This window comes from Geothrix mesophila (assembly GCF_022808835.1).
GTDB classification, from domain to species: Bacteria; Acidobacteriota; Holophagae; order Holophagales; family Holophagaceae; genus Geothrix; species Geothrix paludis.
Genome location: NZ_JAKZLD010000001.1, coordinates 707355 through 724089, shown reverse-complemented (window position 1 = coordinate 724089; position 16735 = coordinate 707355). Strand labels below are relative to the sequence as shown.

The window sequence follows — 16735 nt, the reverse complement described above, 5'->3', positions numbered from 1 at the left end:
CTTGAGATGGAAGGAATTCTCCCGGATTGCAGTCGCGCTTCCCACAAAGGATGTGGAAATCCCATCACCTCTTCACGGTAACGCGGTGAACCCTTTCTCGATTTCTGCACGCCCATCCAGATGGGGTTTCATCGGCGCATCCGGGTCGGCGTCACTATTCTGGAGTCGTGGACCCGCGCACTCACCATCCCTCCATCCCCGCCGAGGCCTTGGCCCGGCAGGTTCGGCTCTCGGCGCTTCTGGCCGCCATGGAGCAGAGATCAGCAAGCCGCGAGCCATCCGCTCTCCGCGCTCTCCAGAATGCCTTGCGCGGAGCTCACGCCGATCCGACGACCCTCGTCCAATCTCTGGTGGAAGAGGACCTGATCGAAGAAGGTGCCTGCCTGGTTCGGGCCGATCGGCAGCTTGCAGACCCGCAATACCTCCAGCAGATCTCCGCGCTCCTGGCGCCCCTGGCGACCCGGGCCCAGAAGCGGCGTGAAGCGACATGGCAACTCGATACCCGGCGCGCCTGTGTGCGCGTGGGCTATGCGAAAGAGGGTGAGGCCATCGACTTCGATGAGGGCGAGGTGCATGTGATCCTCCTCCAGTCCTTCCGCCTGGAGGGAATCCGGCTGGCGCTGGATCTCGGCAAGCGGCCCCGCCCCGCGCTGCATCTCGAACTGCCGCTCCCCTCCGGGGCCGGCGGTCTCTGCGAATGGGCAGAGGCGGTCTTCCGGGTGGAACCCGCGGGTTCGCCCGAGGCTCTGATGTCAGCCCTGAACGAACGCCTTCCGGGAGGCCTGCGGATCCACCGCTGGGAGTCCCATCCCCCGTACGCTTCGTCGCTGGCAGATCTTGCCGAGGCTTCCCATTGGCGCTGGCCCTGTCCGGCGGACCAGGCGGACGACGCCAGGAAGCGGACCGGGGCCTTCCTGTCCGCGACGGAATGGCTCTGGGAGAAAGAGGGACGGATCGAGGGCCGCAAGCAGGTCAAGCCGTTGGATCTGCGGCCGCTTGTGACGGGGCTCCGATGGGAGGGGGACGTCCTTGTCAGCACGACCCGTACCAGGAGTTCCGAATCAGGCAACCCGCTGAAGATCCATGCGGCCATCCTGGGGCTCGAACCGGCCGCCCTCCGGGGTCTCATGCGTCAGACCCTGGACCTGAAACCTGACCCGCGCCTGGCGCAGGCCGACCGTTTCGAGCCCAAGCTCAAGAATATGTACGAGGACGCGGTGCTGCTCGGTGGCGGCTCCAACATCACCCTGGTGGACGAGGATGATGACGAGCCGATCCGGCTAGGCTGAACCGGCCTCCTTGCTGATGGCCAGCAGCAGCCCCAGGCAGACCAGGCTGGCGATGAGGCTGTTGGGGCCGAAGGAGATGAAGGGCAGGGGGATGCCCTTGTTGGGGGCCAGGGACAGCACCACGCTCATGTTCATCAGGGCCTGCACCACCAGCAGCAGCACGAAGCCCATGGCGCACAACTTCAGGAACGGGTCATTCACGCGCCGGGCGATGCGGTGGCCGCGCCAGAGGATCGCGAGGAAGAGCGCGAGGATCGCCACGGTCCCGATCAGGCCGGCCTCCTCGGCGATCACCGCGTAGATGAAATCCGTGTGCGCCTCGGGCAGGAAGAAGAGCTTCTGCTTGCCGCCGCCGAGTCCCACGCCCATGAAGCCGCCGTTGCCGACGGCCACGAGACTCTGGAGCGCCTGGTGCCCCTTGCCCAGGGGATCGGCGGCGGGGTTGAGGAAGCTCGTCACCCGGGCCAGACGGTAGGGCGACAGCACCACGAAGGCGGTCCCCAGCGCGCCCAGGATGGGGATGGCCACGGCGAAGATCCACTTGGGGGCACCGCCAAGGAACACCACCATCAACGTCACGAAGACGATGAGGAACGACGTCCCGAAGTCAGGCTCGCGCAGGATGAGGGCCAGGGGGACCAGCATGATGCCGGCCAGGCCCAGGAGCTTGGGCAGGGCATCGCGATGGCTCGACCAGGCCTCGCGGTGGCGCACCATCCAACCGGCGGCGAGGAGCACGGACAGGGGCTTGAACAGCTCCGAGGGCTGGAGGCTCATGGCCCCCAGGCGGATCCAGCGGTGGGCGCCGTTGACCTTGGGGCCGAAGAGGAGCACCGCCACCAGCAGGAGCACCAGGATCCCGTAGGTGATCTGGAGCGGGCGGGAATGGTCCTGGAGCGGCGCCAGGTCCACCTGGGAGAGCGCCAGCATGAAAGCGATGCCGATGACGCCGCCCATGAGCTGGCGGGTCAGAAAGGCGGTGGCCGCTGCGTGATTCTGGGATGCCTTGATGGCGGAGGCGGAATAGATCCACACCATGCCGACCGCGACCAGGGCCAGCGCGAAGAGCACCAGCCAGCGGTCGACGGGGCGGCGGACATCCGGGGCCATGTCCGCTCCTAGGCCAGAGCCAGGTCGCGGCGGGCGGCGGTCTCGAGCTCGTGGAGGGCTTGGTCCACCCAGGCGGCCTCCTGGGCTTCCACCATGAGGCGGAGCTTGGGCTCCGTCCCGGACCAGCGCACCACCTGGCGCACCCCCTCGCCCCAGCGCGCATCGATGGCGGCCATGGCGGACATCAGGTCCGGGCAGGATTCCACCGACCGGCGGTCCTTCGCGATCACGTTCACCAGGCGCTGGGGCCAAGGACGGAAGGCCCAGGCCCATCGACGATCCGCGGGCCGATGCAGGAGCGCGCGGAGGATGCCGAGGGCGGCGGCCATGCCGTCACCGCTGGGGCCCACGCGCTTCTGGATGAGGTGTCCCGAAGCCTCCGCGGCCAGATCCCAGCCACGCTTCGCCATCTCCCTCAGCAGGAACTTGTCCCCCACGGGGGTGCGGACGAAGGGGATCTCCGCGCCGGCCAGGGCCTGAGCCAGGCCGCCGTTGGTCATCACGGTGCCCACCACGCCTGGCGGCGCGTCTCCGCTGGCCTTGCGGTCCTGGGCGAGCAGCCACACCATCTGGTCGCCGTCCACCAGGTCGCCCTGACCATCCACCAGCAGGCAGCGATCCCCGTCACCGTCGAAGGCGATGCCCAGCTGGGCGCCGTGCGCCACCACGGCTGCGGACAGGGCGTTGAGATGCGTGGAACCCACGCCCACGTTGATGGAAGGGCCATCGGCGGGCACGCCGATCCAGTGGATGGCAGGACCCCGGAAGAGCTCCTGGGCTGCCTCCGCCGTGGCTCCATGGGCGCAGTCGATGACCACGCCGAAGTTCCGGGGCAGGTCGATGCCGCCCAGGTGCCTCAGGTACGGCCTGAGGTCCAGATGCTCCGGGGGGATCGAGATGGTGGTCGGCTCGGGGATGGCCTCGAAGGCGGCCTCGATGGCCTGTTCCTGATCCTCCTCCAGCTTCTCGCCCAGTTCATTGAAGCCCTTGAGGCCATTGTCTTCGGGCGGGTTGTGGCTGGCGGAGATCATGAGACCCCAGGTCTTGGGGCCCTCCGCGCTCAGTTGGGCCACGGTCCAGGCCACGGCCGGGGTCGGGACCATGCCGAGGACCAGCACCTTCAGGCCCATCCCGAGGCCCAGGATGAAAGCCTCGGACATGGGGCCGGAGCTGGATCGGGGATCCCAGCCGATCACCATCCGCTTCACGCCGGCTTCCCGGGCCACTTGGGCCCAGGCGGCGCCCCAGCGGGAGACTTCCTCCAGGGTGAGGGGGGAGCGCAGGGCGACCCCGCGGATGCCGTCGGTTCCGAAGTAGCAGAGACTCATGCCGGAAGTTTACCTGATGGCGTGCGTCCTGAAGACTTTGTATCCCCACCCCGCGGCCTCGGCATGGGCGGCGGCCGTGAGGCCATCCCGCTGGTCCGGGGCGAGGGACCTACCGGCGCGGGTCGCGAGGAAGCGCTTGCGGGAGATGCCGATGCAGATCCGGGCGGCGGGCCAGGCCAACGCCTCCGGCAGTCGGGGCAGGGCGTTCCAGAGGGCCAGGTCCTCGGCGAAGGTGGTGCCGAAGCCGAAGCCGGGATCCAGCAGCAGACGCTGATCCGCGATGCCGGCCGCCCGCAGGCGATCGCGGACCTCGATCAGCTCCGCGATCGCCAGGGAGGCGTCCTTCGGGGCGGGATCGTCGTAGGGGGGCATGAGGAAGCCCTCGCCCTGGCGCCGACTGCGCATGGCGATGAGGCCGCAGGTGGAACCGGCGGCCACCTCCAGCATGGCCGGATCGGCCAGACCGGCCACATCGTTGATGACGGTGATTCCCGCGTCCAGACCCTTCGCGGCCACGGCTGCGTGCCGGGTGTCCAGGCTGAGGGGGATGCCCGGCAGAGCCTCCTGCAGCGCCGTCAGTGCAGGTTCCAAGCGGCCCCATTCCGTGGCGGCGTCCACGGCCGCGGATCCGGGGCGGGTGCTTTCGGCGCCCAGGTCGAGCATGCGGGCTCCTGCGGCCACGAGGTGCCGGGCCTGGGCCAGGGCCGCCGAGGGATCCAGGTAACGCCCCCCGTCGCTGAAGGAGTCTGGGGTCAGATTGAGGATGCCAAGGAAAAGGGGACCACCCTCAAGGAGTGGTCCCCATTGAAACGGTACGGGCCTCACGCGGGCTTGAGGGCGGGGTTCAGGCCGGGATCGGTCTTGGGCCCTTCCACGGTGGCCGGGGCGGAGGGCGTGCCACCGCCCTTGGCCGGGGGCAGCGTGCCACCCTTCATGAGGATGTCGATGTCCTCGCCGTCGAGGGTCTCGCGCACCAGGAGGGCCTCGGCGATGGCCACCAGCTTGTCGCGGTGGGCCTCGATGGCGGCCTTGGCCCGGCGGTAGTTGCGCAGCACGAACTCCTGCACCTCCACGTCGATGAGGCGGGCAGTGTCCTCGGAGATCTCCCGGTGCTGGGCGAAGTCACGGCCCAGGAAGACCTCGTGCTGGCCGCCGCCGAAGTTCAGCGGGCCCAGCTTGTCGCTCATGCCGTACTCCGTGACCATCGACCGGGCCATCTCGGTGGCCTGCTGGATGTCGTTGGCGGCGCCGGTGCTGAGCTGGTTGAAGAAGATCTCCTCGGCGATGCGGCCGCCCATGGCGATGGCGATGCGGCTCTCCATGTAGTCCCGCGTGGTGTTGTAGCGGTCCGTCACCGGGAGCTGCCAGGTGACGCCCAGGGCCCGGCCGCGGGGAATGATTGTGACCTTGTGGAGCGGGTCGCTGTCGGGTACGACGTGGGCGACGACCGTGTGGCCGGCCTCGTGGTAGGCGGTGATGCGCTTGTCCGCCTCGGTCATGACGAGGCTGCGGCGCTCGGCGCCCATGTAGACCTTGTCCTTGGCGTTCTCGAAATCGACCATCTCCACCCACTTCTTGCTGCCGCGGGCCGCGGTGAGGGCGGCCTCGTTGCAGAGGTTGGCCAGGTCGGCGCCGGCGAAGCCGGGCGTGCCGCGGGCGATGACTTCCAGGTCCACGTCGGGGCTGAGGGGGATCTTGTCGGTGGTGTGCACCTTCAGGATCTCGTGGCGGCCCTTCACGTCGGGGCGGTCCACCACCACGCGCCGGTCGAAGCGGCCGGGGCGGAGCAGGGCGGGATCGAGCACGTCGGGGCGGTTGGTGGCGGCGATGAGGATGACGCCTTCGTTGCCCTCGAAGCCATCCATCTCCACCAGCAGCTGGTTCAGGGTCTGCTCGCGCTCGTCGTGGCCACCGCCCAGGCCGGCGCCGCGGTGGCGGCCCACGGCATCGATCTCATCGATGAACACGATGCAGGGGGCGCTCTTCTTGGCCTGCTCGAAGAGGTCGCGCACGCGGCTGGCGCCCACGCCCACGAACATTTCCACGAAGTCGGAGCCGGAGATGGAGAAGAACTGCACCTTGGCCTCGCCGGCGATGGCGCGGGCCAGCAGGGTCTTGCCGGTCCCCGGAGGACCCATGAGCAGCACACCCTTGGGGATCTTGCCGCCCAGCTTCACGAACTTGGCGGGGTCCTTCAGGAATTCCACGATCTCCTTCAGCTCCTCCTTGGCCTCGTCGCAGCCGGCCACGTCGGCGAAGGTGACGCGCTTGGCGCTGCTGGACAGGCCCTTGGCCCGGGCCTTGCCGAAGCTCAGGGCCTTGTTGCCGCCCATCTGGGCCTGGCGCATGAAGACGAACCAGAGCACCACGAAGACGAGCAGGGGCGCCCAGAACATCAGCACGTAGGCGAAGTTGTTCTCGCTGGGCTTGGCGGCCTTGAACTCATCGAGCTGGCCTTCGGTTTTCCAGCTGAGGATGACCTTGCCCAGATCCTGCATGGGAGGGGCCACCGTGCGGAACTTCTCGATGACCTCGCCGGTCTTGGGGTTCTTGTCGGGCTGCTTGTAGGTGCCTTCGACATCGAAGCCGGAGAGCGTCACGGACTTGTACTTGCCGCCGACGCCCTCGGTGTAGAAGGTCGAGAAGGGGATCTCGATCTGGCGGCTGTTCTGGGGGATCTGGCGGAAGGCCAGCACCAAGAGGGCGATGATGCCCAGCCAGACCAGCACGCTCTTCATCATGGAATTCAAAGGGTCACTCCTTCGGGCCTTCGCCCAAGTGTCCTTCCAGTGTACTAGGCCCCGGAAGGCGGCTGAACCTAAGATGCACGTAATCGCCATCTGGTTCGGGATCCAGATGGAAAATCCCCCAGGAGGAAGGCTTGCGGCCTTTCTCGAGGCGCGTGGCGAGCCATGGCGCGAGGCCTCGCAACAGGGCCGCCTCCCGCGGCCAGTCGAGACGGCGGAAGGCGCATTCCAGCGTCCAGCGCAGTTCCGGTTCGGCCCACGCGCCTCGCCGGAAGGTGATTCCATGATCGGCAATGGACCAGCGGATGCCCTCCCAACCGGCGATGAGCAGACCCGCCAGGTGCCTGGCCTCCTCAGCCTGGAGATGGGTCTCGAACAGATGGCGGTCCAGGTCGGGCGCCTCACGCCGCAGGGTGTCGAGGAGGGGCCGCCAGCGGTTCCGCGCCGTGAAGGGTTCGGCGTTGCTGGCGTCTTCCCGCCAGGGGATGCCCCGGGTCGCCAGGTAGGACCTCAGATCGGCGCGGCGGATCTCCGCCAGGGGCGACCAGCGGAGGCCCTGGCGTGGCGCCAGAGGCTGCAGGCAGCCCAGGCCGCCGCCCCGGGCCAGGCGCAGGAAGACGGTCTCCGTGTGGTCGTCCAGGGTGTGGCCCGTGACCACGGCTGCCGCGCCGCTCTGCCTGGCTTCCTGGCGGAACCAATCCCACCGGAGGGCCCGGGCGGCCATCTCGAGCCCGAGCCGGTGGGCATCCGCGTGGGCCCTGACGCCGAGGGTGGCTTCCGCGAGATCCAGGTTGAGGGCGCGGCAGAGCTGGCGCACGAAGTCCGCATCCTCTCCCGACTCCGCCCTCAGGCCGTGGTCCGCGTGGAGCACGGCCAGATCCAGGTCCAGGCTCTTCCGGAGCGTCCACAGGAGCACGAGGAGCGCGGTCGAATCCCCGCCGCCCGAGCAGGCCACCAGTACACGACCATGGACGCCATCCCCCCGGCGCTGGATCTGGGCGAGCAGGTCGGATTCAAACCGGTTCATGCGGGTGGTTCCAGCCGGGCCAGGACCTCCAGCAGCGCCTTCGGCACGGGCATGTCGCACCAGAGCGCCTCGGCCCATTCGCACATCCGCAGGGAGCCCCAGTGCATGGCCCGGCCCACCACACCGCGGCGGAAGGCGGGGTGGGCGATCCGCGTGACGGGCTGGGAGGGGTCCTGGTTGAATTGGCTCCCGAAGGCGTCGAAGGCGGCCATGCGACGGTCCCACACGGCGCTCACGTCCACCAGCAGGTTCGGCTGGGCCGGATTCTCGCCACCGGCCCAGGCCACCGCCTCTGGTCGCCAGGGCGTCCCGGGGCAGGGGTAGTTCTTCAGACCTGCGTAGTAGGCGGCTTCCCGGGCCAGGCGATGGGCCCGGCGGTGGTCGGGGTGGCGGTCGTCCGGAGCGGGGAGGAGCAGCACCCGGGGCCGCATCCGGCGGATCTCCGCCATGAGGCGGATCCGGAAGACCTCATCCTCCGTGAACCGCCCGTCGGGGAAATCGAGGACCGTGCGGGTCACGCCGAGGATCCGTGCCGCTTCCTGGGCCTCGGTGCGGCGGGTCTCCGCGGTGCCGCGGGTGCCGAGGTCGCCGCTGGTGAGATCCAGGATGGCCGCCTTCATCCCCCGATCCGAGGCCAGGGCCAGGATCCCGCCCACGTGGACTTCCACGTCGTCAGGGTGGGCGCCCAGGGCAAGCAGGTCCAGATCGTGGCTCATGGCTCCTCCACCAAGATCACGGGGGCGCCGTCCATGCGCGCCAGGACGGCTTCCAGCAGGGCTTCGTTCCTCAGCCAGGTGAGGCCGGGAATGACCCGCTCCTGAGGGGTGCCGAAGGGGAAGAGGGCCTGGCGCAGCCGTTCGGGGTCACCGCCCAACATGGTCGCGGCCGCTTCCCGGTGCAGGCGCCGATCCAGCTTCGCCAGTCGCTGTCGCGTCCGCTCCTGCTCCTGCCGGAAGCGGGTCTGGAGGGGGGCCGGCCAGCTTTCGTCCGCCTCCGTGGTCCGGAACCGGGAACTCGGGAGCTCGCCTGGCCAGGCGGCGAGGCGGTCCCAGGCGCCCAGGCGCAGGGCCTCCATGTGGCCCGGCGTGGCATGGAAGCCCTTCGGCACCACGTAGACGCTGGGTCGCGGAAGGATCTTCGGCGCCGGGAGGTCCACGCGTTCCCAGAGAGGCTCGCAGAGCCGCCAGTAGGCACGTTCGGATGGCCCCAGGACCACGGCGGCCACGGGCATCAGCAGGGACTGCATCAGGGGGCGGATGGCCGCCCCAGGGCTGAGCCAGCGGCCCGCGGGCAGGGGCTGGCCCGGGTCCAGGCGCTCGCGGAATCCCGTGCGGGGATCCAGCGAGAACCAGGCCGCCTGCACCCGGGGATCCAGCGGCAGGGGTGCGCCCTCTGCCTCCAGCCGCCCCGCCTGCCGGACCAGATCGGCTTCCAGGCCAAGGCCCCGCCAGCGCTCCAGCTCCGCCTGGATGGGCTGGCGCACGGCGGGATTCGTGGGGGAGAAGGGACGGAGGCCTCGATTCCAGAGAGCCCGGCCCAGGGCCAGGACATGGCCGCGCAGGGTGGGCTCATCGGGCTTCGGCACGGGCCCCCAGAGGGCCTCCGCCTCGGCCTGGTGGACGGACGTCCAGGGCAGCCAGCCGGTGGCGGTGCCCAGCCTTGCATCGAAACGGAAGCGGTGGCGCGCGAGGCGGCCCCCGGACACGCCGACGACGGACGCCACCTCGGCCCGATCGTGGTCTTCGTCGGCCAGCCAATAGACTGCCTCCGCCCCGGTCCGGCGGGCTTCAGCCAGGGCGGCGAGGGCCTTGGCCACGGACAGGGCGGGGCTCCAGCCGGCGCCGATCTGCTGGCCGGTGGCGATGACGGGCTTGGGATTCACGGCCTTCCCCCTCTGCTCATCTCGGGCCTTCTCAATCGGCGCGTCGTAACCCATGGGCCCAGCCTAACCGATCTGCCATGCTCGACGGCATGTGGAGCGTGGAACCCTGGATTCCCCCTGCCTCGCCGGATCTCGGGGCGCTGGCCATGGAGGCGGCGGACGCGACCGGTGTGGCTTCCTTGAGGGCTTGGCCGGAGATCCGCAAGGGCGGCATCGGGTTCGGCAACCTTCCCCCCTTCCTGTGCTGGCGCGGGAAGGAGGAGGGCCGGTGGCACCTGGTGCTGGTCCAGGCCCGGGAGGTCGGCGCACGGGTGCCAGGCGCCCGCATCGCGCCGCTGCCGGAGGGCTGGCTTGAGGAGCTGGATCTCGAGTCCCTGGCCCGCCCTCTCAGCCTGCATCCGGATTTCCCGGGTGGTGCCTCGGTCCATGTGGTCCACCTCCCCGGCGCGGACCAGTTCCGGGTCCGGAGCCTCGGTCCGGGAGCTCCCGGCCTGGTCTCCGAAGTCCTGAAACGCATCAGTCACATCCAAACCTGGCATCCCGCCGATTAGAGACCAACGGGAGCGCACCATGCTGACCCTCGACTTCTCCACCCTGAAGGAAGCCATCATGGCCGCCGCCCTTGGCCTGATGATGGGGCTGGAGCGGGAGAGCAGCGGCTTCGAGCGGAGCCGTGAGAGCCACGAGGCGCTGAACCGCCGCGAGACCGACCGCATCGAGGGCCTTCAGGGCGCCCTGGGGGCGCGCACCTTCGCCCTGCTGACCCTTCTGGGCTGGATTTCGGTGAAGGTGGGGGGCGGAAGCCTGGCCATGCCCATCGCCGTCCAGGCCTTCGCGGCGATCCTGATCGGCCTCTTCTATTTCCGGACCAGTTCGCCGGATCGCGGGCTGACCACCGAGGTCGCCGCCCTGGCCGCGCCGCTGCTGGGCATGCTCCTCACCCGGGACGCGCTGCTGGCGGTGGCGCTGGCTGTGATCATGACCCTGCTCCTGCTGTCCAAGCCCTGGATCCGAGCCTGGATCCCCCGGCTCCATCGTGAAGACCTGATCGCGGCGATGCAGCTGCTCCTCGTCTTCGCCATCCTTCTGCCTCTGCTGCCGTCCCGGGTGCTGGATCCGTGGGGCGTGCTCTCGCCGCAGAAGGTGGGGTGGATGGTGGCTCTGGTGGCGTCCGTGGATTTTCTCGGGTACGCCCTCAGCCGCGTGCTCGGATCCAGGCGGGGGGCCGCGCTGACGGGCCTGGTGGGCGGGATGGTCAGTTCGACGGTGGTGGCCGTCACCATGTCCAGGCAGGCCCGGGAGCACCCCTCGATGCGGAGCGCCGGCCAGGTGGCCGTGATGCTGGCCTGCGCCACCATGGCGGTTCGCGTGGCCTTCCTCGCGGGAGTCGTCGGGGGGGGGAGTCTCCTCCGTCCGCTCCTGCTGCCCATGGCGGCCATGGTGGTGACCCTGCTGGCTGCGACCTGGTGGATGTACCGGTCCGGCGAGGGCCTCGGCGTTGGTACGGACGACATGCCCCTGCGCAACCCCTTCCACTTGAAACGCGCCCTGGCCTGGGGCCTGGCCCTGGCCACGGTCCTACTCCTGTCGGCTGCGGCCCGCGCGTGGTTCGGAGATCGGGGACTGCTCGTGACGGCGGGGATTTCGGGGCTGGCTGACGTGACCCCCATCACCCTGGCCGTGAGCAGCCAGGTCCACTCGATCGGCCTGGATTCCCGGACGGCGGTCCTGGCCATCGTTCTGGCCATCGGCGCGAACACCCTCGCCAAGGCCGGATTCTCGTGGATCTCCGGCGGCCGTGCCTTCGGCATGCGCCTGACGGCCATGCTGGCCGCCTCGCTGGTGGCGGCCCTGGCGATGGTGGTGCTCTGAAGCCTGCGCCCGCCGGCGCTATTTCCCGCGGTTGCTCATGCGCGTGTGGGCGACGCTGCTCTTGCCCTGGGGGCGGGCGGAGGCCTTGACCACGGGTTTGGGGTGGGCATCGGCCTTCGGCTTTCCGGCGCTGGCCACCTGAACCGGCTTGTCCGCGGCCTGGACCTGCTTGAGGAGATCGGCGGGGACGAGTGGCTTGGTCATGGGAGTGCTCCTGCCCCGATTCTAGCGCAGCCTGCCAAGGTCCCGCTGGCGCGGATGTGACCGCCCTCAAATCGCCGGCCCCCCGGCCGGGGGTAATCTGGAGCGCGACGGGGCGCGGCTTGGGCCTTTCCTGGAGGATCGACCATGGTGACAGCGGCGGGGGAACGCATGGTGGAAGCGGCCCTGAGCTCCTTTGAAGCCTGGCGGGCCACCTCTCGCCTGGAGCGGAGGCGGCTCATCGATGCCTGGTTCGACGAGCTGGGTCACAGGCGAGAGGACCTTGCGCGTCTCCTCACGCAGGAGACCGGCAAGCCCATCACCCTGGCGCGGGGCGAGGTCGGCCGGGCCGAGGCGACCCTGCGGGCCACGGCCGAGGCGATCGGAACCTTCGGGGAAGAGGCGGTGCCCTACGACCTGATGGCCGGCGCGGACGGCTGCCGGGCGTTTCTCCGCCGGTTTCCCGTGGGTCCCGTCCTGGCCATCACCCCCTTCAACTTTCCGGTGAACCTGGCGATCCACAAGCTTGGACCGGCCCTGGCCGCAGGCTGCAGCGCCATCTGGAAGCCGTGCCCCCAGGCGCCTCTCACCTCGAAGCAGCTCTGGGACACGTTCGAGGCGGCCCGCCGGGTCATCGGAGCACCCGATGGCCTGCTCCAGCTGGCGCCCTCGGATCCGGTCGCGGCCGAGGCCCTGGCGAAGGATCCGCGCATCGCGGCGGTGAGCTTCACGGGCTCCGAGCGGGTGGGGCGGCACCTGGAGCAGATCCTGGCCGGCAAGCGGCTGCTGCTGGAGCTGGGCGGCAACGGCGCCGTGGTGGTGGATGAAGGCGTGGACGCGGTGGCCGTGGCTCGCGCGCTGGCACCCGCCGCCGTGGCCGGGGCGGGGCAGAGCTGTTCCAAGGCCCAGCGGATCTATGTGCACCGGAACCTCTGGAAGGCCTTCGCCCCGGCCTTCGTGGCGGCCGTGACGGCCCTGCCCGTGGGCGATCCCATGGATCCCGCCACCGTGGTCGGTCCCCTCATCGACGAGGCCACGGCCCGTCGCATGGACGGGGGCCTCGACCGGGCGGTGGCCGCGGGCGCCGAGGTGCTCCTGCGCGGATCCCGGCAGGGGGCGCTGCTTCCGCCCGCCATCCTCGCGGGCCTGCCCGAGGACGACCCCTTCCAATGCGAGGAGACTTTCTCCCCCATCACGGTGCTCACGCCCGTGGACAGCTTCGAGGAGGGCCTCGATCGGGCAGCCGCCACGCGCTATGGCCTGCGGGCCAGCGCCTACAGCCGGGACCAGCGGCACCTCCGTCTGGCGGAGGCGAGGCTGCAGGCCGGCGGCGTCCTGCTGAACCTGCCGCCCACCTTCCGCCTGGACGCCGCCCCGTTCGGCGGCGTGCGGGCCAGCGGCAACGGCTTCGAAGGTCCCCGATGGGCGATGGAGGGCTTCACCGAAGGCCGCCTCATCGTCGAAGGTCCGGCCCTGTAAGAATCGATCTGGAGCCGACCCATGCCCCTGTCCATGCCCTTCCGTTCCGGCGATCTCGTGGTGGTGGTACTGCACTCCCCGCGAGAGCGGGTGTGGGGCAGGCTCCTGGGGCTCGAGGCCGCGGGCATCGCCATCCGGGGCGTCGACCTCGCGCCCTGGACGGAGGTCCTCACCCTGGTCCGCACGGGCCAGGCCGACCAGGTGGCCCTCAGCACCCGTTTCCTGCCCATGCACCGCGTCGAAACCGTGTACCTCGACGAGCCCAGCTCTGGCGCGCCCAGCCTGGCGGACACGTTCTGCGACCGGACGGGCCAGGACCCGCATCTCTTCCTGGCGGACCCGCCCTCACCCAAACCCTCCACCCGACACCGGAGACTCCCATGAGCCACGCCAATCACGCCCGCTGGATGGCGCGCTTCCGCGATCGCGCCAAGGTCCTCAAGCGTCACATCGTCCTGCCCGAGGGCCGGGATGACCGGACCCTCCAGGCCGCCCAGCTGCTGCTCGACCAGGGACTCTGCCGCATCACCCTGCTGGGTGATCCCGCCGACATGGCGAAGCGGGGCGGGGCCCAGGGCCTCTCCCTGAAGGGGGCGGCGATGGTGGATCCCCTCGCCAGTCCCCTGTTGCCCGAGCTGGCCGGGGCCTACTTCGAGCGCCGGAAGTCCAAGGGCATCACGGAGGCCCAGGCGCTGGAGGCCGTGAAGAACCCGCTCTGGTTCGGCGCCATGATGGTGCAGGCGGGCTCCTGCAACGGCATGGTGGCGGGCGCCCTGAACACCACCGCGGAAACGGTGCGGGCCTGCCTCCAGGCCATCGGCGCCGCGCCCGGCATCAAGACCGTCTCCAGCTTCTTCCTGATGATCCATCCCGATACCGCCTTTGGTGAGCAGGGCGCCATGATCTTCGCGGATTGCGCCGTGGTGCCGGATCCGACGCCCGAGCAGCTGGCGGACATCGCCCTGGCTTCCGCGGAGAATGCCCGCCGGGTGCTGGACGTGGAGCCCCGCGTGGCCCTGCTGAGCTTCTCCACCCGCGGCTCCGCCGAGCATGCCCGGGTGGACAAGGTGCGCGCCGCGCTAGCCCTCATCAAGGAGCGGGCACCGAACCTGGCCGTGGACGGCGAGCTGCAGGCGGACGCCGCGCTCCTGGCCTCCGTGGGCCAGCGGAAGGCGCCAGGCTCCCCGGTGGCGGGTCGGGCCAACGTCCTGGTGTTCCCCGATCTGGATGCGGGGAACATCTCCTACAAGCTCACCGAGCGCCTGGGCGGCGCCGTGGCCCTGGGCCCGCTGCTCCAGGGGCTGGCCCGCCCGGCCAACGACCTCAGCCGCGGCTGCAGCCCCCAGGACATCGCGGATGTGGCCGTGCTGACGGCCCTCCAGTGAAGCGGATCGCGCTCTTCATCTCCGGGACCGGCGGCAACGCTCTGAACCTGCTCAGGGCCTGCCAGGAGGGCCGCGTGCCCGCCGTTCCGGTCCTGGGCCTCGCCTCCACCGCCAAGGCCGGGGGCATCCCCCGGCTCGAGGCGGAGGGGTTGCCCACGGTCTCAGTCGTCCGGAAGGACTTCGACTCGGACGAGGCCTTTTCGGAGGCCTGCTACCGGGAGGCGGAAAGGGCCGGCGCGGAGGTCATCTGCCTCTGCGGCTGGCTGAAGAAGTTGACGGTGCCCCGGCGCTGGGAGGGGCGGATCCTCAACATCCACCCGGGGCTGCTGCCCCGGTTTGGCGGGCCCGGCATGTACGGCATGAACGTCCACCGGGCCGTGCTGGAAGCCGGTGAAGCCGAGTCCGGAGCCACCGTGCACCTGGTGGATGCCGAGTACGACCACGGCCGGATCCTGGACCAGATGCGCGTCCCCGTCCTCCCGGGCGACACCCCCGAGGATCTCCAGAGGCGGGTCTATGCGGCGGAGATGGAACTCTATCCGAAGGCACTCCGGGCATATCTGGCTGAAGAGCCTTAGACTGCTCCCATGATCCCCCTCCTCACCGCCGACGACATGCGGGCCGCGGAGTGCCAGGCCATCGAAGGCTGGGGCATCCCGTCCCTGGTGCTCCAGGAGCATGCGGCCCTCGGAGCGCTGGCCCTGATCCCCGCAGGCGAACCCGTGCATGTGCTGGCGGGTCCGGGCAACAACGGCGGCGATGCCCTGGCCCTGGCCCGCCTCGCGCGCCTGGAGGGCCGGGATGTGTCCGTGTGGTCCCCCTCGGCCCAGCCGGGGTGGCGCGGCGACGCGGCCCACCAGGCCCGCCTCTGGAAGGGGCTCGGGGGCGAGATCCGCACCTCGGCGGCCCCCACCGAGGCCATGCAGCTCTGGCGGGGATGGGTGGTGGATGGGCTCTTCGGCCTGGGCACCACACGGCCCCTGGAGGGAGCGGCCCTGACCTGGGCGCGCGCCCTGAACGCTTCCGGCCTTCCGGTGCTCGCCCTGGACCTGCCTTCCGGTCTGGACCCAAGCTCCGCGGAGATCCCGGGCGAAGCCATCCGCGCGACACGGACGGCCTGCTTCGGGCACCGCAAGGTCTGCCATGGCCTGATGCCCGCGCGGGAGGCCTGCGGCGACATCACCGTGGTGCCCATCCCACTCGACCGTGCGCCCAGGGCCGCCCTGCACCTTCTGGAGCGCCCCGCGCTTCCTCCGCGCGCCTGGGACGCCCACAAGGGCAGCTTCGGGCACGTGGCCATCCGCGCGGGCAGCCTGGGCATGAGCGGCGCCGCGGTGCTCTCGGCCCTGGGGGCGCTGCGCGTGGGCGCGGGCCTCGTGACTGTATTGACGGATCCCGAGGTTCGGGCCGAGGTGGCCGCCCAGGTGCCCGAGGCCATGGTGCGGCCCTGGCAGGGGAGCGCGCCGCCCGAGGCCGATGTCCTCCTCGCCGGTCCAGGCGGCATCTCCCAGGTGCCCGACTGGGACGGGCCCCTGGTGCTGGATGCGTCTGCCCTCAAGGAAGGCGAAGGAGGGCGCTGGATGGAACGCCCCGGCACGGCCATCACGCCCCATCCCGGCGAGTTCGCGCGCCTGTTCCGGCTGCCCCGGCCGATGCTGATGGACGAGCGCCTGACCCAGGCCCGCCAGGTGGCCGCCGGCAAGCCCGGCGTCCTGCTGCTCAAGGGCGCTCAGAGCGTGCTGGCCGGCGGCGCCAGCGAGGATCTGTGGATCAATCCCACGGGCCATCCGGGTCTGGCCACCGGAGGCAGCGGCGACCTGCTGGCGGGCATGGTGGCGGGCTTCCGCGCCCAGGGCCTGCCCATGCGGGAGGCCGTGGCCGCCGCCGCCTGGTTCCATGGCGCTGCCGCCGATCTCCTTCCCGGGGCGGGCCTGCTGCCGCGGGATCTGGCCGACCGGCTGCCGGAGCTGCTGCGTGGCTGAGCGCTACCTCGCCGACGATGCCGCCACCGAGGCCCTGGGCGAGACCTTGGCCGGGATCACGCCGCCTGGCGGAACTTGGCTGCTGCGGGGCGAGCTCGGCGCAGGCAAGACCACCTGGACCCGGGGCTTCCTGCGGGGGCTGGGCGGTGATCCGGACGAGGTGGCCTCGCCCACCTATGCCGTGCTCCACCGCTACGGTCTGCCGGAAGGGCGCCTCTTCCACCTGGATCTCTACCGGCCGGGCCCCGAAGGCGCCTGGTCCCTGGGGCTCGAGGAGACCATCGGGCCAGAGGACCGGCTGGTGGTCGAGTGGGCGGGCCAGGAGGGCCCCTGGCCTACGGATTGGGTGGCCGAGCTGTTGCTAGTCCCCGAGGGCGAAGGGCGCCGGGCCGAATGGACACTCCCTGGCGGATCCAGCGGACGATGATGGGGC

17 protein-coding genes are annotated in these 16735 nt (G+C 70.4%); 9 read left to right on the top strand and 8 right to left on the bottom strand.

The window, feature by feature from the left end:
* Positions 1-167 precede the first annotated feature (167 nt).
* On the top strand, positions 168-1289 hold the full coding sequence (locus tag MLG87_RS03385; protein ID WP_243293803.1) for a TIGR03936 family radical SAM-associated protein: 1122 nt from the start codon (positions 168-170) through the stop codon (positions 1287-1289).
* On the opposite strand, the gene ftsW is transcribed toward MLG87_RS03385, so the two are convergent.
* Genes ftsW through bshC form a run of 7 tightly spaced genes read right to left on the bottom strand, consistent with a single transcriptional unit; the run spans position 1281 to position 9383 of the window.
* A complete protein-coding gene (gene ftsW / locus MLG87_RS03380; RefSeq protein ID WP_243293802.1) occupies positions 1281-2399 on the bottom strand; it encodes a putative lipid II flippase FtsW in 1119 nt (372 codons plus the stop codon). The two genes, MLG87_RS03385 and ftsW, sit on opposite strands and share 9 nt — an antisense overlap.
* Before the next feature lie 8 nt (positions 2400-2407).
* Positions 2408-3727 (bottom strand): phosphohexomutase domain-containing protein, encoded by a 1320-nt coding sequence (locus tag MLG87_RS03375; protein ID WP_243293801.1) that lies wholly within the window; start codon positions 3725-3727, stop codon positions 2408-2410.
* A 9-nt stretch (positions 3728-3736) separates the two neighbouring features.
* Positions 3737-4552: a dihydropteroate synthase gene (folP, locus tag MLG87_RS03370; RefSeq protein ID WP_243293800.1), complete on the bottom strand. Its 816-nt coding sequence runs from the start codon at positions 4550-4552 to the stop codon at positions 3737-3739.
* On the bottom strand, positions 4549-6477 hold the full coding sequence (gene ftsH, locus MLG87_RS03365; protein ID WP_425250873.1) for an ATP-dependent zinc metalloprotease FtsH: 1929 nt from the start codon (positions 6475-6477) through the stop codon (positions 4549-4551). Before ftsH ends, folP begins: the two co-directional genes overlap by 4 nt.
* Positions 6478-6481: 4 nt before the next feature.
* Positions 6482-7501: a tRNA lysidine(34) synthetase TilS gene (gene tilS / locus MLG87_RS03360; protein WP_243293799.1), complete on the bottom strand. Its 1020-nt coding sequence runs from the start codon at positions 7499-7501 to the stop codon at positions 6482-6484.
* Positions 7498-8217, bottom strand: a complete 720-nt coding sequence (gene bshB1 / locus MLG87_RS03355) for a bacillithiol biosynthesis deacetylase BshB1 (RefSeq protein ID WP_243293798.1) — start codon at positions 8215-8217, stop codon at positions 7498-7500. The genes tilS and bshB1 overlap by 4 nt, the downstream gene beginning before the upstream one ends.
* Positions 8214-9383 (bottom strand): bacillithiol biosynthesis protein BshC, encoded by a 1170-nt coding sequence (gene bshC / locus MLG87_RS03350; protein ID WP_243293797.1) that lies wholly within the window; start codon positions 9381-9383, stop codon positions 8214-8216. Before bshC ends, bshB1 begins: the two co-directional genes overlap by 4 nt.
* A gap of 77 nt (positions 9384-9460) precedes the next feature.
* On the opposite strand from bshC, the gene MLG87_RS03345 reads away from it, so the two are divergent.
* The gene (locus tag MLG87_RS03345; RefSeq protein ID WP_243293796.1) at positions 9461-9934 is read left to right on the top strand and encodes a hypothetical protein; all 474 of its coding nucleotides are present in this window, start codon (positions 9461-9463) and stop codon (positions 9932-9934) included.
* Positions 9935-9953: 19 nt separating this feature from the next.
* Entirely contained in the window at positions 9954-11255 is a 1302-nt protein-coding gene (locus MLG87_RS03340; RefSeq protein WP_243293795.1) for an MgtC/SapB family protein, read from the top strand.
* Positions 11256-11273: 18 nt separating this feature from the next.
* Here MLG87_RS03340 and MLG87_RS03335 read toward each other — a convergent pair whose 3' ends face one another.
* A complete protein-coding gene (locus MLG87_RS03335; RefSeq protein WP_243293794.1) occupies positions 11274-11459 on the bottom strand; it encodes a hypothetical protein in 186 nt (61 codons plus the stop codon).
* A gap of 144 nt (positions 11460-11603) precedes the next feature.
* On the opposite strand from MLG87_RS03335, the gene MLG87_RS03330 reads away from it, so the two are divergent.
* The 6 genes from MLG87_RS03330 to tsaE are packed head-to-tail and all read left to right on the top strand — an operon-like array spanning position 11604 to position 16729.
* The gene (locus tag MLG87_RS03330; RefSeq protein ID WP_243293793.1) at positions 11604-12935 is read left to right on the top strand and encodes an aldehyde dehydrogenase family protein; all 1332 of its coding nucleotides are present in this window, start codon (positions 11604-11606) and stop codon (positions 12933-12935) included.
* A gap of 21 nt (positions 12936-12956) precedes the next feature.
* Entirely contained in the window at positions 12957-13319 is a 363-nt protein-coding gene (locus MLG87_RS03325; protein ID WP_243293792.1) for a hypothetical protein, read from the top strand.
* Positions 13316-14320 carry a phosphate acetyltransferase gene (gene pta / locus MLG87_RS03320; RefSeq protein ID WP_243293791.1) on the top strand — a complete coding sequence of 335 codons (1005 nt, stop codon included), beginning with the start codon at positions 13316-13318 and terminating at the stop codon, positions 14318-14320. Before MLG87_RS03325 ends, pta begins: the two co-directional genes overlap by 4 nt.
* Complete coding sequence (purN, locus tag MLG87_RS03315) at positions 14317-14898, top strand: phosphoribosylglycinamide formyltransferase (protein WP_243293790.1); 582 nt, start codon at positions 14317-14319, stop codon at positions 14896-14898. The genes pta and purN overlap by 4 nt, the downstream gene beginning before the upstream one ends.
* 9 nt (positions 14899-14907) lie before the next feature.
* The gene (locus MLG87_RS03310) at positions 14908-16302 is read left to right on the top strand and encodes an NAD(P)H-hydrate dehydratase (protein ID WP_243293789.1); all 1395 of its coding nucleotides are present in this window, start codon (positions 14908-14910) and stop codon (positions 16300-16302) included.
* On the top strand, positions 16295-16729 hold the full coding sequence (gene tsaE, locus MLG87_RS03305; RefSeq protein ID WP_243293788.1) for a tRNA (adenosine(37)-N6)-threonylcarbamoyltransferase complex ATPase subunit type 1 TsaE: 435 nt from the start codon (positions 16295-16297) through the stop codon (positions 16727-16729). The genes MLG87_RS03310 and tsaE overlap by 8 nt, the downstream gene beginning before the upstream one ends.
* Positions 16730-16735: the final 6 nt, after the last annotated feature.

Excerpts from the sequence above, each read along its gene's own strand:
- ftsW (WP_243293802.1), bottom strand. The coding sequence starts at position 2,399 with ATGGCCCCGGATGTCCGCCGCCCCGTCGACCGCTGGCTGGTGCTCTTC.
- MLG87_RS03375 (WP_243293801.1), bottom strand. The coding sequence starts at position 3,727 with ATGAGTCTCTGCTACTTCGGAACCGACGGCATCCGCGGGGTCGCCCTG.
- tilS (WP_243293799.1), bottom strand. The coding sequence starts at position 7,501 with ATGAACCGGTTTGAATCCGACCTGCTCGCCCAGATCCAGCGCCGGGGG.
- bshB1 (WP_243293798.1), bottom strand. The coding sequence starts at position 8,217 with ATGAGCCACGATCTGGACCTGCTTGCCCTGGGCGCCCACCCTGACGAC.
- MLG87_RS03345 (WP_243293796.1), top strand. The coding sequence starts at position 9,461 with ATGCTCGACGGCATGTGGAGCGTGGAACCCTGGATTCCCCCTGCCTCG.
- MLG87_RS03340 (WP_243293795.1), top strand. The coding sequence starts at position 9,954 with ATGCTGACCCTCGACTTCTCCACCCTGAAGGAAGCCATCATGGCCGCC.
- MLG87_RS03335 (WP_243293794.1), bottom strand. The coding sequence starts at position 11,459 with ATGACCAAGCCACTCGTCCCCGCCGATCTCCTCAAGCAGGTCCAGGCC.
- MLG87_RS03330 (WP_243293793.1), top strand. The coding sequence starts at position 11,604 with ATGGTGACAGCGGCGGGGGAACGCATGGTGGAAGCGGCCCTGAGCTCC.
- MLG87_RS03325 (WP_243293792.1), top strand. The coding sequence starts at position 12,957 with ATGCCCCTGTCCATGCCCTTCCGTTCCGGCGATCTCGTGGTGGTGGTA.
- pta (WP_243293791.1), top strand. The coding sequence starts at position 13,316 with ATGAGCCACGCCAATCACGCCCGCTGGATGGCGCGCTTCCGCGATCGC.
- MLG87_RS03310 (WP_243293789.1), top strand. The coding sequence starts at position 14,908 with ATGATCCCCCTCCTCACCGCCGACGACATGCGGGCCGCGGAGTGCCAG.